Origin of the sequence: Paenibacillus sp. 22594, assembly GCF_052044425.1 — a bacterium.
Lineage (GTDB): Bacteria > Bacillota > Bacilli > Paenibacillales > Paenibacillaceae > Paenibacillus_AQ.
In genome coordinates this window covers 615,877-637,759 of record NZ_JBQENA010000001.1, presented here as the reverse complement: position 1 = coordinate 637,759, position 21,883 = coordinate 615,877, and the positions used below count along the sequence as shown (strand labels likewise).

The following is a 21,883-nucleotide window of genomic DNA, read 5'->3' as shown; positions in this document are numbered from 1 at the left end:
TCCATAATCTTTACCCTAAAGCAGCCTGGTTGTATACCGTATGTCCTTCTTACGAGCGACAGCGGGACAGCCGGGTTGCTTTTTGAAAATTTAGGGGAAACTATGGTAAGCAGCAAGTGGATATGATTTGCACAAAACGGCTACTTAACCTCTTTTTGAGGACAAGCCGTTTTTGCTTGAAATATAAGAATTTATAGTCTTTGTGCTGTAGGTGATCCTTATATTTTTGAGGAAATGGGAGAGCTTAATTTACATACGGCGAAGCCGTTTCTTCATAAAAGATAAGGATTTATTATGTTCCACGCTATAAATTTTCCTTCTCTTTCTCGCTGAAACGAATACCGTCCTGATTAGGACGGCATAGCCGTTTCCACTTGTACAACTTACGTGTTACTTAAGGCTAACATTGAACCTGCGATCGTGAACGGCGGGTCTACTACCATTCAAGGAGGGATTTTATGGAAAAACGTGTAGAAATGCTACTTGGCGGAAGACGCCTTGTACTCGAAACGGGCCGATTGGCCAAACAGGCAAATGCTGCGGTTATGGTCCGCTATGGTGATACTTCAGTATTGTGTACGGTTACAGCGTCGAGTGAGCCTAAAGATCTGGATTTTTTCCCGCTTACAGTTAACTACGAGGAAAGATTATATGCAGTTGGTAAAATTCCTGGAGGATTTATCAAACGTGAGGGCAGACCCAGCGAGAAAGCGATTTTGTCCAGCCGTCTGACGGACCGCCCGATTCGTCCATTGTTTCCGGAAGGATTCCGCAATGATGTACAGGTTCTCAATCTGGTAATGAGTGTAGATCAGGATTGTGCGCCAGATATTGCTGCTATGATTGGTACTTCTGCTGCACTCAGTATTTCTGATGTGCCTTTCAGCGGTCCGATCGGCGGTGTGGCTGTAGGCCGCATTAACGGTGAATTCATCATTAATCCTGATGTTGCACAGCAAGCGATCAGTGATATTTATGTAGTTGTAGCCGGAACTAAGGACGCCATTATGATGGTGGAAGCAGAAGCCAATGAAGTGCCGGAAGATGTAATGCTGGAAGCCATCATGTTCGGACATGATGAAGTCCGCAAGATCGTAGCTGTGATCGAAGAACTGGTTGCGGTTGCCGGTAAAGAAAAAATGGCAGTGAAACTGCATACAGTAAATGCGGATGTAAATGCTGAAGTTCGCGCGTATGCACAGATTCGCTTGGTGGAAGCAGTGAAGATCGCCGAGAAGCATGCCCGTCAGGATGCCATCGATTTGATTAACAATGAAACGGTGGAGTATTTCGCAGAGAAATACATAGAAACACCGGAGCTTCTGAAGGATGTCAAGGAAGTGCTGCATGATATCGTGAAGGATGAAGTAAGACGCCTGATCACACATGACAAGATCCGTCCGGATGGACGCAAGCTGGATGAAATTCGTCCCATTGAATGTGACACTGCTCTGCTGCCACGCACACATGGTTCCGGTCTCTTCACACGTGGACAGACTCAGATCCTTAGCGTATGTACACTTGGAGCGCTCGGCGACGTTCAAATTCTCGACGGAATTGATCCGACTGAGACCAAACGCTTCATGCACCACTACAACTTTCCTCCATTCAGCGTAGGGGAAGCTCGTCCGCTTAGAGCACCTGGTCGCCGCGAGATTGGACATGGAGCTTTGGGTGAACGCGCGTTGTCCAAAGTCATCCCTAGTGAAACAGAATTCCCGTACACGATTCGTCTGGTATCAGAAGCCATTGAATCTAATGGATCAACTTCTCAAGCGAGTATCTGCGCCAGTATTCTGGCAATGATGGATGCGGGTGTGCCAATTAAGGCACCTGTAGCCGGTGTAGCTATGGGTCTGATCAAAGACGGTGAACATGTCTCGATTCTGACCGACATTCAAGGGATGGAAGATCATTTAGGCGATATGGACTTTAAGGTAGCTGGTACGGCTGAAGGGGTTACGGCGATTCAGATGGATATCAAAATCGACGGCATCGACCGTAAGATTCTTCAGGATGCGCTGCAGCAGGCCAAAGAAGGACGGATGTTCATCTTGGGCAAAATGATGGAAGCCATCTCCGAACCTAGAACAAGTCTGTCTAAATATGCTCCGAAAATCATTATCATCAACATCAATCCGGACAAAATCCGTGATGTTATCGGTGCGGGCGGCAAGATCATCAACAAAATCATTGAAGAAACCGGCGTGAAAATCGACATCGAGCAAGATGGTCGTGTCTTTATCGGATCTTCAGACGAAGCGATGATTCAAAAAGCACGCGGCATTATCGAAGGCATTGTGCGTGAAGTGCAGGTCGGCGAAATCTATGTAGGTACAGTCAGACGTATCGAGAAGTTTGGTGCATTTGTTGAACTGATTCCGGGTAAAGACGGATTGGTGCACATTTCTCAGCTGTCCACAGAGCGTGTAGCCAAGGTAGAGGATGTAGTGGCCATCGGCGATACGATTACTGTCAAAGTAACCGAAATCGACCAGCAGGGCCGCGTCAATCTGTCACGTAAAGCTGTACTGACTTCGGAAGGCGCAGCCAAAGCTTAATTTCACTGTTACTTCAAAACAGGTTAAATGTATGAATGGGAAGAGACAGAAGTAATTTAGTTCTGGCTCTTTTTTTAAATATATAGGGATGTATATCCGAGTAACAAGCTCCACGCTGTGGGGCTATTTTAAATTGCAGTCATATTTTCCTCCGGGGGTTCATAGGCTGGGACAAAGTGTCTCTGCACCTGTTCTGTGCCGGGACCGATAAATGAACCGTTTCTGCCGGGGAGGAAAGACGTCATGAAGACGGAAAAAGCGGCACTTGTACTGGCCTGCATCGCTGTGGTAATCGGCATCGGCAGTACCCAAGGACCGGTGAAGGAAATGTTGTCCCAGCTTAAGCCGCAGACAGGACTGGCTGTATGGAACGAGGTCTCCACAGAGCCGGGAAAAGATTTACGAACGATCATCGAGAGCAAGGCATCCAAGCTAAACAGCCCACCAGTGGATGCGACCGTGGACCGTGTATGGAAGGCTATACCGGGCTATAACGGTCTGGAGGTAGATGTGGAGTCAACCTACAGGAATGCACGGCTCAAGGGGCCAAATGACGCTTTGAAGCTATTCTACCGCCAAATTCAGCCTAAGGTTTCATTAAGTGACCTTGGGGCCCATCCCATCTACCGGGGCAATCCGGCGAAACCGATGGTATCACTGATGATCAATGTCGCATGGGGGAACCAGTATATTATCCCGATGCTGGACATTCTGGATCAGGAACAGGTGAAGGTCACCTTTTTTCTGGATGGCAGCTGGCTCAGCCACAATAAAGAACTGGCAATGGAAATGCAGAAACGCGGTCATGAAATGGAAAATCACGCATATACCCATCCCAATATGAGCACTTTGAGCAGGGCCAGGGCCACAGCTGAAATTCAGAAAACGCAGAATCTGTTAAAGGAAAGTCTCGGTGTGACGAATACTTGGTTTGCACCCCCATCCGGTGATTTTGACCAGGAAACCGTAGAGATTGCCGCCTCACTTGGCCTCAAAACAGTACTGTGGACGCTCGACACGGTGGATTGGCGCAATCCTTCACCGGATTCGATCATAACCAAAATCAGCAGCAAGGCGGAGCCGGGAACCCTGATTCTAATGCATCCAACAGCTTCCTCATCTCAGGCATTGAAAGGCATGATCCGTGGAATTAAGGCTAAAGGGCTGCAGCTGGGAACAGTAAGCCAAACGTTATCTTCAGAGCGTGTGCTGCCTGCCGATGTTGAGTGAGCCGTATAATTCTGGTAGGATAAAAGGCGCGTATACCAAATACAGATAGAACCAGGGCTATGCCAGGAGGATTTAGAAGTGGAAAAAATAGTGTTATCAAACGGCCTCAGGGTGGTAACGGAAAAAATCCCCACCGGCCGATCCGTTTCCTTTGGAATCTGGGTCAAAACAGGCTCCCGCAATGAGACTCCGCAGAACAACGGGATTTCTCATTTTATTGAGCATATGCTGTTCAAAGGCACCGAACGCTACAGTGCAAAGGATATTGCCGAACAGTTCGATGCGATTGGCGGTAACGTCAATGCATTTACCTCTAAGGAATATACATGCTACTATGCCAAAGTTTTGGATGAACATCTGCCCATTGCTGTAGATGTGCTGGCTGATATGTTCTTTCGTTCACGTATGGATGCCGAAGAGCTGGCCAAGGAAAAAAACGTCATTCTGGAGGAAATCGCCATGTGTGAGGACACCCCGGATGATCTGGTTCATGATCTGATGTGTGCCGCAGCCTACGGTGAACACCCACTGGCGTATTCGATTCTGGGCCTCAAAGAACGGCTTCAGGAAATGACTCCCGATGATCTCCGGGCTTATATGAAGGCTCAGTATACAATTGAGAATACGGTCATCAGCGTAGCTGGCAACATTAATGATGGATTGGCAGAGCTGCTGGAGAAACACTTTGGATCTTTTCAGAATCATGGCGAATCCCCAGCGTTGACTGTGCCTGATTTCCATGGCGAGCTGTTGTTCCACCGCAAAAAAACAGAGCAAAACCATATTTGCCTCTCTTTACCTGGTGTGCAAAGCGGCGGTCCCCTGCAATATCCGATGGTGCTGCTGAATAATGCGATCGGCGGCGGTATGAGTTCACGTATGTTTCAGGAGATCCGCGAGAAGCGCGGCTTGGCCTATTCAGTATACTCCTATCACAGCTCTCAGGCGGATAGCGGGATGTTCACTGTATACGCAGGAACTGCGCCGAAGCAGACCAAAGAGGTCACAGAACTGATCAAAGAAATGATGGTTGAGCTTGCCAGCCATGGACTTAGCGAAGATGAATTGAGGAAGGGCAAGGAGCAGCTTAAAGGGAGCCTGATTCTTAGCCTTGAAAGCACGAGCAGCCGGATGAACCGTATCGGTAAAAACGAGCTGATGCTTGGAAGACACGATACACTGGATGATATGATCGCCAAAATCCAGCAGGTGACGATGGATGATGTTAATCACTTGCTGGATCATATGTTCGCGGAGCCGCTCGCGCTAGCGATGGTGGGCTCAACAGACAAAGCTATTGCCAATGTTAGGAGAGATGATCTTGTCGTATTACGTTCAAATTAATAAGCTTCCCGGGAATGAGGATGTAGAGCTTCCCCGTAAAATGTCCGAACAGGCCTCGGGTTATGACCTGTATGCCGCCGTGGGAGAGGCTGTTGTGCTTGCTCCGGGCGGGCGGGCACTTATCCCCACTGGAATATCACTAGCCATGCCAGACGGCCTGGAGGCACAGATCCGGCCGCGTAGCGGGCTGGCGCTGAAACATGGTATTACCTGCCTGAATACACCGGGAACCATTGATGCCGATTACCGCGGTGAAATCAAAGTGCTGCTCATCAACCTGGGACAGGAACCTTTTGCCATCGCCCGTAATGAGCGGATTGCCCAAATGGTCTTTCAGGCTGTGCCGTCTGTGACACTGGTCGAAGTGGAAGAACTGTCAGAGACAGAGCGCGGAGCCGGAGGCTTTGGACATACTGGTAAATAAGATGTTCTATTATTTACAATAATCACTAGCTCAAGCTAAGCAGTGCCAATGCACACCGGATTGAAGTCGGTAAGTATTGGATGCTTAGCTTTTTTATGTTTATCAACTGATATTGAAACGCTGCTTACGGTACATACCTGAGGCGGCTTATTTGTATTTTAAAGTCGTTTTCGATGGTGCATGCGGTTCAATTCTTCTCCGCTATTCACCCATCCGCCCACCCCGGCATAAGATGCTCTATAGTCGATAGTGTGTAAGTGGAAAGGAGCGTCATCCCTATGCTTACTGGCATCAGGATCGTGTTCCTGGGCGGGGACGCGAGACAGATTGAAGTGATTCGGAAATGTGTGGAAATGGATGCGACGGTAAGCGCTGCCGGGTTCGACAAGTGGGATACCCCAGGCCCAGGGGTAAGCCTTGAACAAATGTCGGTAGAGCTGCTGAGCCGTGCGGATGTATTGGTGCTGCCTACGGTAGGCTGTGATGATGAAGGGAATATCAGTGCCCTTTTTTCCACAGAACGCCTGCAACTGCTGGAGGAACACGCTGCAGCGCTGCCATCCGGCTGTACGGTATATACCGGTATGGCCAAAAGCTATTTGCGTGGCCTGTGCGCCAGGCATTCACTGAAGCTGGTGGAGCTGCTGAGCCGGGACGATGTGGCGATTTACAACTCCATCCCTACAGCGGAGGGAGCGCTGGTTATGGCTATTCAGAATACGGATTTTACAATCCATGGCTCGACCTCAATGGTCCTGGGCATGGGCAGAACCGGGTTCACCATGGCCAGGGCGCTGCAGGGCTTGGGTTCAGTTGTAAAGGTGGGAGTAAGAAAACAAGAACATTACGCACGGGCCGAGGAGATGGGCTGGAAGCCCTTTATGACTGGAGAGCTGCTGGTACATGCGCCGGAAGTTGATCTTATTTTCAATACCATACCAAGTATGATTATTACCGCGCAGGTGCTGTCGCGTCTCCCCAAACACTGTGTAATTATCGATCTGGCTTCCGCCCCGGGCGGATGCGATTTCCGCTATGCGGAAAAACGCGGGATCAAGGCCATGCTGGCACCGGGACTACCCGGAATCGTTGCTCCCAAAAGCGCCGGAATTATTATGGCAGGTGCGCTGGTACAGTCGATATCGGACGAGACTTTTAACAGGGGGGACGAATAAATGGATTGGCATGGAAAAACAGTAGGTTATGCTATTACCGGTTCACACTGTACGTTTGCCGAGGTGATGCCGCAGATTCAACGGTTTATGGATAGCGGCGCCAAAGTGGTGCCAATTGTTTCAGCATCTGTGCTGAATACAGACACTCGCTTTGGCACATCGGAAAATTGGTTAAAACAGTTGAAAGATATAACAGGGAATGATATCATTTCTACAATTGTTGAAGCGGAACCGCTGGGTCCTTCCAAGCTGTTGGATGTACTGACCATCGCGCCCTGCACCGGGAATACGACGAGTAAGTTGGCTAATGCCATGACTGACAGCCCCGTGCTGATGGCCGCCAAATCGCAAATGCGCAATGGCCGGCCGCTGGTGCTGGCGATCTCCACTAATGATGGACTCGGGCTGAATGCATCGAATATCGCGAAGCTTTTGGTGACGAAGAATATTTATTTCGTTCCGTTCGGCCAGGATAACCCTCAGGGCAAGCCAAACTCGCTTGTGGCGCAGATGGATCTCATTCCAGAGGCCTGCTATGCGGCACTGCAGGGCAATCAGCTGCAGCCGATGATTATCGAACGGTTTCATTCAGCATAGATAACGTTTCATGCAGGCATTCTGACCATAAGGTATACATCTGCCGTCCTCATTTTGAGGGCGGTTCAACACTTTATTCAGCTATCTGAATAGTGACCCCGTAGTAGGCGGATTCTTTCCACCTATGGAATGGACGGTGTATATACGTATTAGTGTGCTTGCCTAGAGAAGCAATGGAGGAATTATACATGGGTATTTTGGTGCAAAAATTCGGCGGAACCTCACTCTCCACACCAGCGGCCAGAGAACACGTGATCCGTCATGTCAAACGGGAGCTGGCCGGCGGCTTCAGCCTGGTAGTCGTAGTGTCGGCTATGGGCCGCAAGGGTGAGCCTTATGCGACCGATACACTGCTGGACTGGGCGGTGCAGAACGGGGATGCCCTGCCGAGCCGGGAGAAAGATCTGCTGATGTGCTGCGGGGAGATCATTTCCGCTACCACCTTGTGCGGTCTGCTGGAGCATGAGGGTATCCCCTCAACCGTGCTGACAGGAGCGCAGGCTGGTTTTCTGACGGATAACAACTATGGAAACGCCAGAATTCTGGATGTGCGGACTGAACGTATTCTGCGCGAGTTACGCGAGCATAAAGTAGTTATTGTAACCGGGTTTCAGGGTCAGACCGAAGCCGGTGATTTCACAACCCTTGGACGCGGAGGCAGTGATACCTCGGCTACTGCTCTTGGTGCTGCTCTACGTGCGGATATGGTTGATATTTATACAGATGTGGATGGTATTCTGACGGCGGACCCGCGGATTGTCGAAGATGCGAAACAACTGACCTATGTCAGCTATACGGAAATCTGCAACATGGCATATCAGGGGGCCAAGGTGATACATCCCCGCGCTGTGGAAATTGCAATGCAGGCCCAGATTCCGGTCCGTGTTCGCTCTACCTTCTCCGAGGCTGAAGGTACACTTGTAACACATCCTGAAGGGTTCAGTGATGTTTCGCACGGAGTGGTAGACCGCTATGTTACAGGGATCGCTTATGTCAGCAACATTACCCAGATTTCAGTGGAATGCCCCAATGGCAACGGAACCGGTGTGCAATTGCAGATATTCAAAAGCATGGCCGACAACGGCATCAGTGTTGATTTTATCAATGTAACACCAAGTGAAGCACTATATACGGTGAACGATGACAAGTCTGAACAGGCGATTGCTGCCCTTCAGGAGCTGGGACTGCGTCCTTCAAGCCTGTCCGGCTGCGCCAAGGTTTCAGTCATCGGGGGCGGGATCAACGGGGTTCCAGGCATCATGGCCCGCATCGTTGAAGCGCTCAGCTCTCAGAATATTCAGATTCTGCAATCAGCGGATTCCAATACAACCATTTGGGTTCTGGTAAAAAAGGAAGATATGGTGCAGTCACTGCGCGCTTTGCATGCCAAGTTTGAATTACACCGCTGACAAGGAGGAATTCAAAGTGGACTTCGGAAGATTAATAACCGCTATGGTAACCCCCTTTGACGGGGCCGGAGAGATCAATTGGGAAGCCACCTCACGGCTGGTCGACTATCTCATTGAGGAGAAGAAATCCGAAGCGCTTGTGGTCTGCGGAACAACTGGAGAATCGCCAACCCTTAGTGATGAAGAGAAGCTGGAATTATTCGCCTATGTACTGAAAAAAGCTGCAGGCCGTTGTAAAATCATCGCCGGTACAGGCAGTAACAGCACTAGGCATTCCATACATCTGACAAAGGAAGCGGAGAAAATCGGTGTGGATGGCGTGCTGCTGGTTGTTCCTTATTACAACAAACCGAATCAAGAAGGACTATATCAGCATTTTGCTGCCATAGCAGGGGAGACGTCACTTCCTGTAATTCTCTATAATGTTCCTAGCCGTACCAGCGTCAGCATGAGTACAGCCACGACACTCAGGCTTGCCGCTATTCCGAACATCGTAGCAACGAAGGAATGTCTGTCGGTAGATCAAATTACACAGATAGCTTCTGCTTGTCCGGCTGATTTCCGTGTATATTCGGGAGATGATTCTGCAGGACTTGCTGCGCTTGCAGTGGGGGGGCATGGCATTATCAGTGTAGCCAGCCATGTCGTTGGTGAGCAGATGGCAGAGATGATCGAAGCGTACGTCTCGGGCGATGTACAGCGGGCAGGAGCGCTTCACCGCAAGCTGTTCCCTGTGTTTAAAGGTCTGTTCGAATGTCCGCAGCCGCTTCCAAACCCCTCAGCAGTGAAGTATGCACTTGGTCTGCGCGGTGTGGATGTTGGTACGGTACGGTTACCGCTAGTATCACCAAGTGAAGAAGAGGCTGCATTTATTGCAGCACTTCTGAAGTAGAGAGTGGATTTACAGTAGCTGGAATCTTAAGCTGGTATTCCTTCCAAGGAGTGCCGGCTTTTGTTTGTATTGTGTCAAAAATATAAACGCAGTATTAAGTTTAAATCTCCTGCAAAACCCGTAAGCCCAAGATGGTGAAACGTTTTCGTATGCTTTTTTCTCAAATAAACGAATGAAATCAAGGAAAGAATAGGGTAACGGAGCCGATGACTTGTCTTTTGCCAAAAAAATCATGTATAATGTTCTTAAGTGACTGGGTGCGGTAAAAATTAAATATGCGGTAATCTTCCGTCAATGTATTTTACATTGTGAGACAGGATAGGTCCTTGAATAAGTCTGCGCTAATGGAGCCGGATTTTCGCGCAAGGGGCGCGACAGTGAATTTTGACGGTGTTTTTCCGCTCAAGAATGATTTCACTTGCCCGATTCAGGAATTTTCGCAGTGCGAAATTATGCAGACTTATGGAATTTCCTTGTTAATCGTGGGAGCTATCAGCAATTTGAAGATGTGTTCAGCGCCGCTGAAATAATGAAGCTTAATGTTTACAAATAAAAGTATGACGTCCAACATCATAGGAGGGTTAGATTCATTTGTCCAAAAAAAACAACAACGATAAATTGACGATTTTCGCTTTGGGCGGAGTCGGAGAGATCGGAAAAAACATGTATGTGGTTCAATACGGGAACGACATTGTAGTCGTGGATGCGGGACTTAAATTCCCGGAAGAGGATATGCTCGGTATTGACATTGTTATTCCGGATATCTCGTACCTAACAGAGAACCGTGACAAAGTTAGAGGTATTGTTCTTACCCACGGACACGAGGATCACATCGGCGGATTGTCTTATGTACTCAAGAACTTGAATGTTCCGGTATACGGAACAAGACTTACTCTGGGGCTTGTAGAGAATAAGCTGAAGGAAGCGAACCTTCTTGGAGAAACCAAGCGCATTCTAATTAATGAGGACTCAGAGATCGAACTTGGAACCTCACTCAAAGTAACGTTCTTCAGAACGAACCACAGTATTCCCGACTCGGTCGGCGTATGCATCGAAACACCTGAAGGTAATGTTGTTCACACAGGTGACTTCAAATTTGACCATACTCCTGTCAATGGTCAGTTTGCTAATTTACACCGGATGGCTGAAATCGGTCAAAAAGGCGTACTAGCACTAATGTCAGACAGCACAAATGCCGAGAAGCCTGGCTTCACTCCATCTGAGAAGAATGTCGGAATTGTTCTTGAGGATATTTTCCGCAAAGCTGAACAGCGAGTGGTGGTAGCAACCTTCGCTTCCAACGTGCACCGCATTCAGCAGGTGGTGAACGCCGCGGAATCAACAGGACGCAAGATTACCGTCATTGGCCGCAGTATGGTTAATGTGGTATCCATCGCTTCCGAGCTTGGGTATCTGAATGTTCCGGATGGCATGCTGATTGAACCGGAAGAAATGAACAGAATGGCTGGGAACCGTGTAGTAGTACTGTGCACAGGTAGCCAAGGAGAACCTATGTCGGCGCTTACCCGCATGGCACGCTCCAGTCACCGTAAAGTGGACATCCTGCCGGGCGATACCGTAATTATTGCAGCAACACCGGTACCTGGCAATGAGAAGTATGTCGGACGCACCATCGATGAGCTATTCAGACTGGGAGCCAACGTCATTTACAGCGGTTCCAACTCCGGCGTTCACGTATCCGGTCACGGAAGCCAGGAAGAACTGAAGCTTATGCTTAATTTGATGAAACCAAAATATTTCATTCCTATTCACGGAGAATTCCGGATGCAGCGCAGACATGCATTGCTGGCGGAATCCGTAGGTGTAGAACCAAGCAACATTTTCATCACTGAACTGGGTGAAGTGATTGAAATTTCCGGAGGTGCCGCTCGCAGAGCCGGTAAGGTAACTGCAGGCAACGTGCTGATTGACGGTCTTGGCGTAGGTGATGTTGGTAACATTGTACTCCGTGACCGCAAACTGCTGTCTCAGGACGGTATTCTTGTAGTGGTTGTGACGCTTAGCAAGCAGAACGGTGCTATCGTATCTGGACCTGATATTATTTCCCGTGGCTTTGTCTATGTTCGGGAATCCGAAGGACTCCTGGATGAAGCGAACCGGATTGTATCCGGAACACTGCAGCGCTTGATGAGTGAGAAGGTCAATGAATGGGCATCACTCAAAACAAGCGTCAAAGATTCACTCGGCCGTTTCCTCTATGAGCAAACCCGCCGCAGACCGATGATCCTACCGATTATCATGGAAGTATAATTAAGAATTAACCAGGCAGAAATGGTTACGTCCTTTTATAAAGGACGGCATTCGTGACGTTTGGAAATATAAGGATTGATGTTATACACTTCAATCCTTATCTAAATAAATAAGCAGGGCTAAAAGCCCCTTCTCCCCGGAAATATTGGACGGTTTCCAGGGGAGGAGGGGTTTTTGCTGTAGCGAGATCTTCCTGGACTGGACCGGAAATGGAGCACGGGTTATTTTATGGAGTACTTGTGTATAACGAAGTCCCCTGTAACATCATACTAATCAAAGTTATTATGGCTGCAGTCTATGTGTGCTGCAAGCAAGAAGGGAGTGCTGCGAACAATGGACATAACCGATGGAAGTGTTGGCACTAATGAGGAGATCCTCCCGGATGTGGTGAAACCGCAGACCAGTGAGCCCATGCCTCCAGGGACAGCAGGAGTGGTGAAGGAACTGGGCCAGACTGTGGTTCCAACCGGCGAACCGGATATCTTTTGCTTGACAATTATCGGGCAGATTGAAGGACATTTTGTACTGCCTCCGCATAACAAGACCACTAAGTATGAACATATCATTCCGCAGCTGGTGGCCGCCGAACAGAGCAAAACAGTGAAGGGACTGCTGATTATTCTCAACACAGTCGGCGGCGATGTAGAGGCAGGACTTGCGATTGCAGAGATGATAGCTTCTTTGTCGAAACCTACGGTGACAGTGGTCATTGGCGGAGGTCACAGTATTGGGGTTCCAATTGCAGTAGCCTCCAGTTATTCTCTTATAGCTGAGAGCGCCACGATGACGATCCATCCTATCCGTATGAACGGGCTGGTGATCGGAGTGCCGCAGACCTTTGAGTATATGGAGCGGATGCAGGAGAGAATGGTGAGATTTGTAACCTCCCATTCAAGAATTTCCGAGCAGCAGTTCAAGGATCTGATGTTTAAAACCGGTGAACTGAACCGGGATATCGGTACTGCAGTCGGCGGATATGATGCGGTCAAGTATGGACTGATGGATGAGGTGGGGGGAATCGGTGCGGCGTTGTCCCGCTTGAACGGGATGATCGCCGGAGATATTGCACAGTCGCCTGTACAAATCATGCAAGGAGGGTTGACGCAATGACCCTGTATACGGTAATTCCGATAGAGCAGGTGTACGAAGGCGCAGTTAGCTTTGTACAGCCGCTGGAGGAAGTCAGCATAAAAGGCATGCTGATGCAGGTGGAGCCTATGGAACGCGGGCAGGCGCGTATCGTAAGACTGCTTGATTGCCCCCTTGATAAGTATCTGGACCCGGCATTTTCGCCGGGAGCTATTATCCGCTGGAATCCATAAGATTCTGTTTCCCTGACTCTATAGAAGGTAATGCGAACACTCTACCGAAAGATGCATTTTCTGACAAAAGAGAACATAGGTACGCCACGCCATTATATGGTATAATATTGTACCGGGGGTGGCTGGTGTGGCTAAACGAAGAAAGAAAAAGAAAAAAGCACTGCTCGGCAGTGTTTTAAAATATGAAATCTACGGGATCATGCTGATTACAATATCCGTCATTGCATTATCCGGTGAGGCGGCAGTGGGACGCTCACTCTCCAATATGGCAGGGTATTTATTCGGGAGGTTCTATTTTGTGTTGCCGCTTGTCGGTATTTTTTATGGATTGATGGTAATGATTCACAGAAAGTGGCCTTCTACGTGGAACAGCCGTCATTCCGGCGTACTTCTGCTGGTACTTTCCATGTGTCTGATGAGTACGATTTCGGCAATGGAACAGAAATTGGGTCCATTATCAATGCTGCATCCTGGAAATGTGCTGGCACAGATTCAGAACGATTTGTCGGGTTCGCTCTCATCTGGTGTAGGCGGTAGCGATGTGTACATGCTGGGCAAGGACATTAGCGGGGGATATCTTGGAGCACTGGAGTACGCAGCATTACTGTGGTTATTCGGCAATCTGGGAGCAAAGCTGCTGATGATTGTCATGATGGCAATCAGCTTCATGCTGATTACGAATCTCTCTTATGTTGAACTGTTCACGCTTCTGCGAGTACGTATAGTGAGGCTGGTGGAAGACATCCGGCAGAGAGCGGCTAACCGCCCGGCAGCGGTACCTGTGATTGCCAGACCGGACAGAACAAGGAGGAATGCTGCTCCTCAGCCTGTCGAGGATGAAGATGAGGAAGAGGACGAACCTCAGCTCCCTAACCGAAGCCAGCCGCAATTCCTCAGAAGAATCGGAGGCTGGTTCAGTGGTGGACCAAGAACTGGACCTTTACCCGACGAAGGGCAGTCTGAGAATTCTAACAACGGAGATGTGGTGCTGAATGGTGCATATACGGATCCCATTCTGTCGGGCTTGCCTGTAGGAGATGTATCCTATCTGGACGACGACGATGATTATTTGGGTGATGATATTGAGCCGGCAACGCCAATTATTCGTGATTTCTTTGAACATATCCGCGCTGAAGGATTGAATGCGGAGGATCGTGAAGAGTGGAGTGAGTTCTCGCCGGCAGCGCGCAGCGGAACGGTCAAGGAGGCCAATGCGTATTCACCTCCCCATGCCCAAAGTAGTGGTATACCTGCGGAGGGTGGCCTTCCCGCAGAAGAACTGGTACCGGTTGAGCTGAATGGTCTACTGGATTCTTCAGAGGGCGGGGAGCCCATTCCGGTGCCGCTCCCGCCGCCTCCGAAGCCTTACAAGTTGCCTCCATTCCGGCTTTTGGCCAAACCTAACAACGGAGCCAAGGCGGGTGACCAGAACGATTACATGCAGACGGCCCGCAAGCTGGAAGCTACATTGGAGAGCTTTGGCGTAAGAGCGAAGGTGCTTGAGGTCGTTAGAGGACCAGCAGTTACACGGTATGAGATTCAACCGGATATCGGGGTCAAGGTTAGCCGTATTGTTAATCTGACCGATGATATTGCTCTTGCGCTGGCTGCAAAAGATATCCGCATGGAAGCACCAATTCCCGGCAAGTCAGCCATTGGGATCGAGGTACCTAACCCGGAAGTATCGATAGTAACGATGCGTGAGGTCATGGAAACCCAGATTTTCCAGGATGCTGAATCCAGATTGTCGATCGCCTTCGGACGTGATATTTCGGGCCAGACGATTGTAGGCAATTTAGCTAAGATGCCCCATTTGCTGGTAGCGGGAGCAACAGGTTCAGGGAAATCGGTCTGTATTAATGGTATTATCACCAGTATTCTGTATAAGGCTAAACCGAATGAAGTTAAATTTCTGATGGTTGACCCTAAGATGGTTGAGCTAAATGTATATAATGGGATTCCTCATCTGCTCGCTCCTGTGGTCACAGATCCCAAACGTGCAAGTCTGGCCTTGAAAAAGATTGTAGTCGAAATGGAAAAAAGATATGAGTTGTTCTCCAAGTCGGGTACACGCAATGTGGAAGGCTACAATAATCTGATGAAGGATAACCCTGCAGCGATATTGCCATACATTGTAGTGATTGTGGACGAGCTTGCGGATCTCATGATGGTCGCGGCGAACGATGTGGAAGATGCAATCTGCCGACTGGCGCAAATGGCACGTGCAGCGGGGATTCACTTGATCATTGCCACTCAGCGTCCATCGGTAGATGTCATTACAGGGCTTATCAAAGCAAACATTCCTTCCCGTATTGCGTTTGGTGTCTCTTCCAACGTGGATTCTCGGACCATTCTAGACATGCCGGGAGCAGAGAAGCTGCTGGGCCGGGGAGATATGCTTTTCCTGCCAATGGGGGCATCCAAGCCGATCCGCGTTCAAGGTGCTTTTATGAGTGACCAGGAAGTGGAGACTATTGTCCAGTATGTCAGAAGTCAGGGAGAAGCCAATTACGATGAATCCATTGTCCCTGAGGTAGATGATACAGTGATGGGAGAGGATGAGCCGCAGGATGAATTGTACGAGCAGGCTGTTCAGATTGTGCTCGAGGCGAAGCAAGCCTCGGTATCACTGCTTCAGCGGCGCATGCGTGTCGGCTATACACGGGCAGCACGATTAATTGATGCCATGGAAGCCCGGAGTGTAATCGGGCCTTACGAGGGCAGCAAGCCCCGTGAGGTATTGATGTCACTGGAACAGTATCAGCACAACCGGATTAGTTCTTAGAGCTAGTAAATGGATTTCCGGGATGAAGCCTCTTCCTTAAATGGAAGGGGCTTGTTTTTATTTTCTTTTCTGTGAGAATCCAAAGGAGTCTTTATTGAAAGATCTTTCTTAATGCATAGGATGTCCTGCCAGTCGTCATAATAACTTTAGCCATCCATGCAGAACTTACAAGAGAAAGGTAGAGCGATCCCAATGAAAAAGCATAAGCAGTGGATATTTGCCGTACTAACCCTTGCATTGGCAGCTTCTCCGTTCACAGGTTTACTTTTAAAAACAAATGGAGCAGTCTACGCTAATCAGAATAATAACGCATCTGTTATGATGGAAAGCACTTTGCCAGAGGAAGAGGCATTACCGGCATTCGGAACAGTACCGCTCAAAGTGGGCTCTTCTGGCCAGGATGTCTATGAACTGCAGGGAAGGCTGAAGCATCTCGGATATTATGCGGGAGCCATAGATAGTGAGTTCGGGACAAAAACCAAGAACGCAGTAACCTGGTTCCAATGGAAATTTGGCATAAAGGCAGATGGCATAGTCGGTGCTAAAACAAAGCTGAAGCTGTATAACGCCACCAAAGCCTGGAAGCCAACAGAAGCGTCAACGAGTACTGCCAAAAAGACCGGAAGCAGTGGAAATACCGGAACTTCGAATTCGGCTAACTCCAATACAGTCGAGTTGACCTCAGGGGATGCAATGGGCCTCTCGGAGAATGATCTCAAAATTATGGCGAACGCTGTATATGGAGAATCGCGTGGCGAACCCTTTGAAGGCCAGGTGGCCGTTGCTGCAGTCATCCTGAACCGTGTGAAATCACCAAACTTTCCGAAGACGCCTTCTGGTGTGATTTTTCAGCCGGGAGCCTTCACGGCGGTTGCGGATGGACAGATTTATCTTGAGCCCAATGAACAGGCGCGCAAAGCCGTTCAGCAGGCACTCAACGGATGGGACCCCTCGGGTGGCTGTATTTATTACTTCAATCCGAAAACAGCTACTTCCAAATGGATTTGGTCCCGTCCACAGGTAAAGACGATCGGCCAGCATATTTTCTGCATGTAGCCGTTAGGCTGCATAATGTATAAAACGGACTCATGAGCAACCGGTAACCTGCTTCCGGTTGCTTCCTTACTTTGGAATGGTTTAGAATGGATAATACTTCATAAACTTGTTGTTCAGCTTATATAGCTGTTATTCCCGCCGCAAAGGAGTTTTGGACTTGACAAATACTGGATTTCAACATGGCAGCGCCGGAGGCATGCGTATTCACGTGCTTCCGACCAAGGCGTTCAAGACATTCGCCATCTCGCTTTATGCCGGCATTCCGCTTGACGAAAGTACAGTAACCCCGACGGCGCTGATACCTTTTGTGCTCCGAAGAGGTACTGCGAATTATCCTGAAACCACTCAGTTCCGTGAACGTCTGGAGGAGCTGTACGGTGCCGGATTTGGCTTCGATATTTATAAAAGAGGGGATTATCAGATCGTCCAGTTTCGTATGGATACAATCAATGATTCCTTCGTCCAAAGCAAGGAAAGCCTGCTGGGAGAATCGTTTGCGTTTCTCGGAGACGTGCTGACGAAGCCGCTGCTGGAGGATGGGAGCTTCCGTGCTTCTTATGTAGCCACTGAACGCGAAACTGTTCGCAAGAAACTGGAAGCCATCGTCAACGATAAAATCAGGTATGCAGCTGAGCGCTGTATTGAGGAAATGTGCCGCAAGGAGCCCTACCGGCTTCACCCGCTGGGTCAAAGAGCTGATCTGGACAGCATTAACCCTGAATCTTTATATCAGTCTTATAATTCCTGGCTGGAGGGAGCCATTCTTGATCTGTATGTGGTAGGCGACACTACTCCAGAAGAAGTGGAAAAGCTGGTCAATCGGTATTTCGGACGTGCTCATGGAGCTTCGGCAGCGTATTCCTCCAACTTTACACCGGTATCGGTGACAGAGGTCCGCACTGTGGAAGAGCAGCTCGATGTCAATCAGGGCAAACTGAATATGGGTCTTCGCACCTCGATTACTTACAAGGACGACCGTTATGCTTCTGCACTTATGTACAACGGAATCCTGGGAGGATACCCTCACTCCAAGCTGTTTGTGAATGTGCGTGAGAAAGAGAGCCTAGCTTATTATGCATCCTCACGCTATGACGGGCACAAGGGCATTGGCACCATTCAGTCGGGGATAGAGACACAAAACTACGGCAAAGCCGTGGAGATCATCCGTAAACAGCTGGATGAACTGAAGGCTGGAAATATCAGTGATCTGGAGCTGAGCCAGACCAAAGCTATGATCCGCAATTTGCTCTCTGAAATTCAAGATTCAGCATTTGAGATGATTTCTTTTGACTTCAACCGCCAATTATCCGGAAAAGACCGCTCAGCCCAGGAACTGATGGCGCAGGTGGACAATACAGGATTGGAAGATGTTAAGGCTGCGGCAGGTACCTTTGAGCTGGATACGATTTATTTCCTGACAGGGAAGGAGGTATAGTGGTGGAAAAGATCCATTATGAGAAACTTCAAGAAACGCTGTATCACGAGGTTATGGATAACGGACTGCAGGTGTATGTGCTGCCGAAGCCTGCTTTTCTCAAAACCTATGCCACCTTTGCAACTAAATATGGTTCCGTGGACAATCATTTTAAAGTAGCCGGAGGAGAAGAAACTACTGTTCCTGACGGCATAGCTCACTTTTTGGAGCACAAAATGTTTGAGGAGCCGGAAGGGGATATTTTCGCCACTTTTGCCTCCAATGGAGCTTCAGCGAATGCATTTACAAGCTTTGACCAGACAGTCTACTTGTTCTCTGCAACGGAAAATATTGAGACGAACCTCTGTACGCTTGTGGACTTCGTGCAGCACCCGTATTTCACTGATGAGAACGTGGAAAAGGAAAAAGGCATTATTGGGCAGGAAATCAACATGTATGCGGATAATCCGGACTGGCGTGTTTATTTCGGATTGATCGAAGCGATGTACGCTAAACATCCGGTCCATATTGATATCGCCGGCACCATCGAATCCATTGGCACCATTACCAAAGAAACACTATACACCTGCTACAATTCCTTTTACCACCCCAGTAATATGCTGTTATTTGTAGTGGGCGGTGTTGATCCGGAGAAGGTATTTGAGCTGATCCGTACCAACCAGAGTAGCAAAGATTACGGCAAGCAAGGAGAGATCGAACGCATCTTCGAGGAAGAGCCGGCTCAGGTAGCTACAAAAGTGAAGGAAAGCAAGCTCGCGGTGTCCATGCCGAAGGTGATGTTTGGCTTCAAGGAGAAGGTGGGAGGCTTGACAGGGGAAGAGGCGGTGCGCCGTGATCTGACGACCAAGCTGATGCTGGACCTGCTGCTGGGCAGCAGTACAGGGCTCTACCAGAAGTTGTATGACGAGGAGCTCATCTCTGACAGCTTCGGGCATGAATTCAACAGTTCCCCGCAATATGCATTTTCAGCCATCGGCGGAGATACCAAGGACCCCGATCTGCTGCTCCAGCGAATAAAGGATGAAATCAACCAGGTTCTGGAGTCTGGGTTTGCAGAGAAGGATTTCGAACGGGCCCGAAAAAAGAAAATCGGAGGCTATCTTCGTATGCTGAATTCGCCGGAAAGCATTGCTCACGAATTCACACGTTATCAATTCCGCGGAGGAGATTTGTTTGAAGTGCTCCCGCTTTATGAATCGATCTCGCTTGAAGAAGTCAACGCCCGTCTGCGCTCGCATGTAGATTGGGAACAGCTCGCTGTGTCGCTTGTGGTAAGCCCTTAATGGCACTTTCGGGAGAGAATAGCAAGCCAATAGGGGAAATGACGGTACTCATTACAGGAGGCAGCGGGGGAATCGGCGGTGCAATTGCCGAACGTTTTGCATCTGTGGGCATGAACATTGTCATCCATTACATGAATTCGCATGAAGCGGCAAATGATGTGGCCCGGCGCTGTATGGCGCATGGAGCCAAGGTATTGACAGTGGCTGCGGATATGAAAGACCGCAGCCAGTTGGTGCGCATGGCAGAAAGGCTGGAGAACAGTGGCCTGCAGCCGGATATCCTCGTGAATAATGCCGGTAAGGCGCATTACGGGATGCTGGCAGACGTCACAGAGGAAGAATGGGATGAAATTATGGCGGTCAATCTGAAGGGCACCTTTCTGTGCAGTCAGATTTTTATGCCGTACATGGTGTCCCAACGATATGGGCGGATTATTAATGTATCCTCTATCTGGGGGATTTCCGGTGCTTCCTGTGAAGTGGCTTACTCCGCCAGCAAAGGCGGGGTGAATGCTTTTACCAAAGCGCTTGCGAAGGAGCTGGCCCCTTCTGGAGTAACAGTCAACGCTGTAGCCCCAGGAGCTGTTCATACGGCAATGCTTTCCAATTTACAGGAGGAAGAGGTGCGTATGCTGGAAGAGGAAATTCCTGCGGGCCGGCTTGCTTCGCCGGAAGAAATCTCCTCTTTGGTTTATTTTCTGGCACTTCCTGAATCCGGGTATATCACGGGGCAGATCATCAGTCCGAACGGCGGCTGGATTACCTGAAGTCTGATCATGAGGCTGCTTGGAGAAATGCTCCAGCATAAGAACATCCCCGCGGAGACATATTATAGCTGTTGCTTTTAAATCTCACGTAACCCACAACATTTTGAGGAGGATTTAAGATGTCAACAGACTCCGTAGTGAAAAACTTTGATACCTGGAAAAGCTTTCTGGGAGATCGGGTCATTCAGGCTGAAAAAATGGGGATGAGTGACGAAACCATTTCCAAGCTGGCTTTTGAAATTGGGGAATTCCTCGATAAAAAAGTCGATCCCGGCAACTACTCCAACCGGGCGATCAAAGAGCTGTGGGATGTCGGCACCGAGGATGAGAAGCATACCATTGCTTCCCTTATGGTCAAGCTGGCGAAGAAAAACGCATAGCTCGCGGAACAAGCTCCCCTCGCGGGAGCTTTTCTGTAATTATTACAGCAGTGACCTTGCCTTTCAATTTTATTTTATATATCATTAACATGACCCGTGTTCAGAACACTTTGCCGAAGCCGGCTTTTTTTGACGTATAGCGCAAAGTTAAGGGAAAAGGAATCTATGAGGTGTAACAAGTGGAATATAAACAATGGTACATGGAGTATAAGATACATAAGAACAGACCTGGTCTGCTTGGTGATATCGCTTCAATGCTCGGAATGCTGGAGGTCAACATTCTGACCATAAACGGGGTCGAAGGCAAGACCCGTGGTATGCTGCTGGAAACAAGTGACGATGAAAAAATCATGCTGATGGGCGAAATGCTCAAAAAAGTGGATAATATAACGGTTACGGCTCTGCGTTCCCCGCGGCTTGTAGACAAGCTGGCGGTGCGGCACGGACGCTATATTGACCGCGATTCCGATGACCGCAAGACGTTCCGTTTCACAAGGGATGAGCTCGGGCTGCTAGTTGATTTTCTCGGGGAACTGTTTAAAAGGGAAGGGAATCAGGTTATAGGTCTTCGGGGCATGCCGCGTGTCGGCAAGACAGAATCGATCATCGCCGGCAGTGTTTGCGCCATGAAGCGCTGGACGTTTGTCTCTTCTACACTTTTACGGCAGACAGTACGGAGCCAGCTTGCTGAGGACGAAATGAATCCCCATAACGTCTTCATCATTGACGGCATCGTCAGCACGATCCGCTCCAACGAGAAGCACTATAGTTTGCTGCAGAATGTGATGAGCATGCCGAGCACGAAGGTAATCGAGCACCCGGATATTTTTGTACGGGAATCTGAATACAGCTATGATGATTTTGATATTATTATCGAGCTGCGCAATAATCCGAATGAAGAGATATTGTACGACTCGTTCACGACGAGCTACAGTGATGATCTATAAACACA

19 protein-coding genes are annotated in these 21,883 nt (G+C 49.0%); all 19 read left to right on the top strand.

Annotation, left to right across the window (positions count from 1 at the left end; all coding sequences use genetic code 11):
• Positions 1 to 458 precede the first annotated feature (458 nt).
• The 19 genes from pnp to ACTJKB_RS02615 all read left to right on the top strand — a co-directional run bounded on the left by pnp (position 459) and on the right by ACTJKB_RS02615 (position 21,878).
• Positions 459 to 2,561 carry a polyribonucleotide nucleotidyltransferase gene (pnp, locus tag ACTJKB_RS02705; protein ID WP_440831696.1) on the top strand — a complete coding sequence of 701 codons (2,103 nt, stop codon included), beginning with the start codon at positions 459 to 461 and terminating at the stop codon, positions 2,559 to 2,561.
• 243 nt (positions 2,562 to 2,804) lie between these two features.
• A complete protein-coding gene (locus ACTJKB_RS02700) occupies positions 2,805 to 3,791 on the top strand; it encodes a polysaccharide deacetylase family protein (protein ID WP_440831695.1) in 987 nt (328 codons plus the stop codon).
• Positions 3,792 to 3,869: 78 nt separating this feature from the next.
• On the top strand, positions 3,870 to 5,135 hold the full coding sequence (locus ACTJKB_RS02695; RefSeq protein ID WP_440831694.1) for a M16 family metallopeptidase: 1,266 nt from the start codon (positions 3,870 to 3,872) through the stop codon (positions 5,133 to 5,135).
• Entirely contained in the window at positions 5,113 to 5,559 is a 447-nt protein-coding gene (dut, locus tag ACTJKB_RS02690) for a dUTP diphosphatase (RefSeq protein ID WP_379151468.1), read from the top strand. The genes ACTJKB_RS02695 and dut overlap by 23 nt, the downstream gene beginning before the upstream one ends.
• Before the next feature lie 278 nt (positions 5,560 to 5,837).
• Positions 5,838 to 6,734, top strand: coding sequence for a dipicolinate synthase subunit DpsA (dpsA, locus tag ACTJKB_RS02685; RefSeq protein WP_440831693.1), 897 nt, complete (start codon positions 5,838 to 5,840; stop codon positions 6,732 to 6,734).
• Positions 6,735 to 7,331, top strand: coding sequence for a dipicolinate synthase subunit B (locus ACTJKB_RS02680; RefSeq protein WP_440831692.1), 597 nt, complete (start codon positions 6,735 to 6,737; stop codon positions 7,329 to 7,331). It begins immediately after the preceding gene.
• Between the two features lie 188 nt (positions 7,332 to 7,519).
• Positions 7,520 to 8,740, top strand: a complete 1,221-nt coding sequence (gene dapG, locus ACTJKB_RS02675; protein ID WP_440831691.1) for an aspartate kinase — start codon at positions 7,520 to 7,522, stop codon at positions 8,738 to 8,740.
• Entirely contained in the window at positions 8,715 to 9,632 is a 918-nt protein-coding gene (gene dapA, locus ACTJKB_RS02670; RefSeq protein ID WP_440831690.1) for a 4-hydroxy-tetrahydrodipicolinate synthase, read from the top strand. Before dapG ends, dapA begins: the two co-directional genes overlap by 26 nt.
• A gap of 344 nt (positions 9,633 to 9,976) precedes the next feature.
• A complete protein-coding gene (locus ACTJKB_RS02665) occupies positions 9,977 to 10,162 on the top strand; it encodes a hypothetical protein (RefSeq protein ID WP_440831689.1) in 186 nt (61 codons plus the stop codon).
• 61 nt (positions 10,163 to 10,223) lie between these two features.
• Positions 10,224 to 11,903 (top strand): ribonuclease J, encoded by a 1,680-nt coding sequence (locus tag ACTJKB_RS02660; protein WP_074110547.1) that lies wholly within the window; start codon positions 10,224 to 10,226, stop codon positions 11,901 to 11,903.
• A gap of 333 nt (positions 11,904 to 12,236) precedes the next feature.
• On the top strand, positions 12,237 to 13,013 hold the full coding sequence (locus tag ACTJKB_RS02655) for a ClpP family protease (protein WP_440831688.1): 777 nt from the start codon (positions 12,237 to 12,239) through the stop codon (positions 13,011 to 13,013).
• Complete coding sequence (locus ACTJKB_RS02650) at positions 13,010 to 13,225, top strand: YlzJ-like family protein (protein WP_440831687.1); 216 nt, start codon at positions 13,010 to 13,012, stop codon at positions 13,223 to 13,225. The genes ACTJKB_RS02655 and ACTJKB_RS02650 overlap by 4 nt, the downstream gene beginning before the upstream one ends.
• A 127-nt stretch (positions 13,226 to 13,352) precedes the next feature.
• Positions 13,353 to 16,010 (top strand): DNA translocase FtsK 4TM domain-containing protein, encoded by a 2,658-nt coding sequence (locus tag ACTJKB_RS02645; RefSeq protein WP_440831686.1) that lies wholly within the window; start codon positions 13,353 to 13,355, stop codon positions 16,008 to 16,010.
• A 192-nt stretch (positions 16,011 to 16,202) separates the two neighbouring features.
• Entirely contained in the window at positions 16,203 to 17,066 is an 864-nt protein-coding gene (gene sleB / locus ACTJKB_RS02640; protein WP_440831685.1) for a spore cortex-lytic enzyme, read from the top strand.
• A gap of 157 nt (positions 17,067 to 17,223) precedes the next feature.
• Complete coding sequence (gene yfmF, locus ACTJKB_RS02635) at positions 17,224 to 18,501, top strand: EF-P 5-aminopentanol modification-associated protein YfmF (RefSeq protein WP_440831684.1); 1,278 nt, start codon at positions 17,224 to 17,226, stop codon at positions 18,499 to 18,501.
• A gap of 2 nt (positions 18,502 to 18,503) precedes the next feature.
• A complete protein-coding gene (gene yfmH / locus ACTJKB_RS02630) occupies positions 18,504 to 19,784 on the top strand; it encodes an EF-P 5-aminopentanol modification-associated protein YfmH (protein ID WP_440831683.1) in 1,281 nt (426 codons plus the stop codon).
• The gene (gene ymfI / locus ACTJKB_RS02625) at positions 19,784 to 20,551 is read left to right on the top strand and encodes an elongation factor P 5-aminopentanone reductase (RefSeq protein WP_440831682.1); all 768 of its coding nucleotides are present in this window, start codon (positions 19,784 to 19,786) and stop codon (positions 20,549 to 20,551) included. Before yfmH ends, ymfI begins: the two co-directional genes overlap by 1 nt.
• 119 nt (positions 20,552 to 20,670) lie before the next feature.
• Positions 20,671 to 20,931 carry a DUF3243 domain-containing protein gene (locus tag ACTJKB_RS02620; protein WP_440831681.1) on the top strand — a complete coding sequence of 87 codons (261 nt, stop codon included), beginning with the start codon at positions 20,671 to 20,673 and terminating at the stop codon, positions 20,929 to 20,931.
• A gap of 179 nt (positions 20,932 to 21,110) precedes the next feature.
• Positions 21,111 to 21,878 (top strand): DUF3388 domain-containing protein, encoded by a 768-nt coding sequence (locus tag ACTJKB_RS02615; protein WP_074088204.1) that lies wholly within the window; start codon positions 21,111 to 21,113, stop codon positions 21,876 to 21,878.
• Positions 21,879 to 21,883 lie beyond the last annotated feature (5 nt).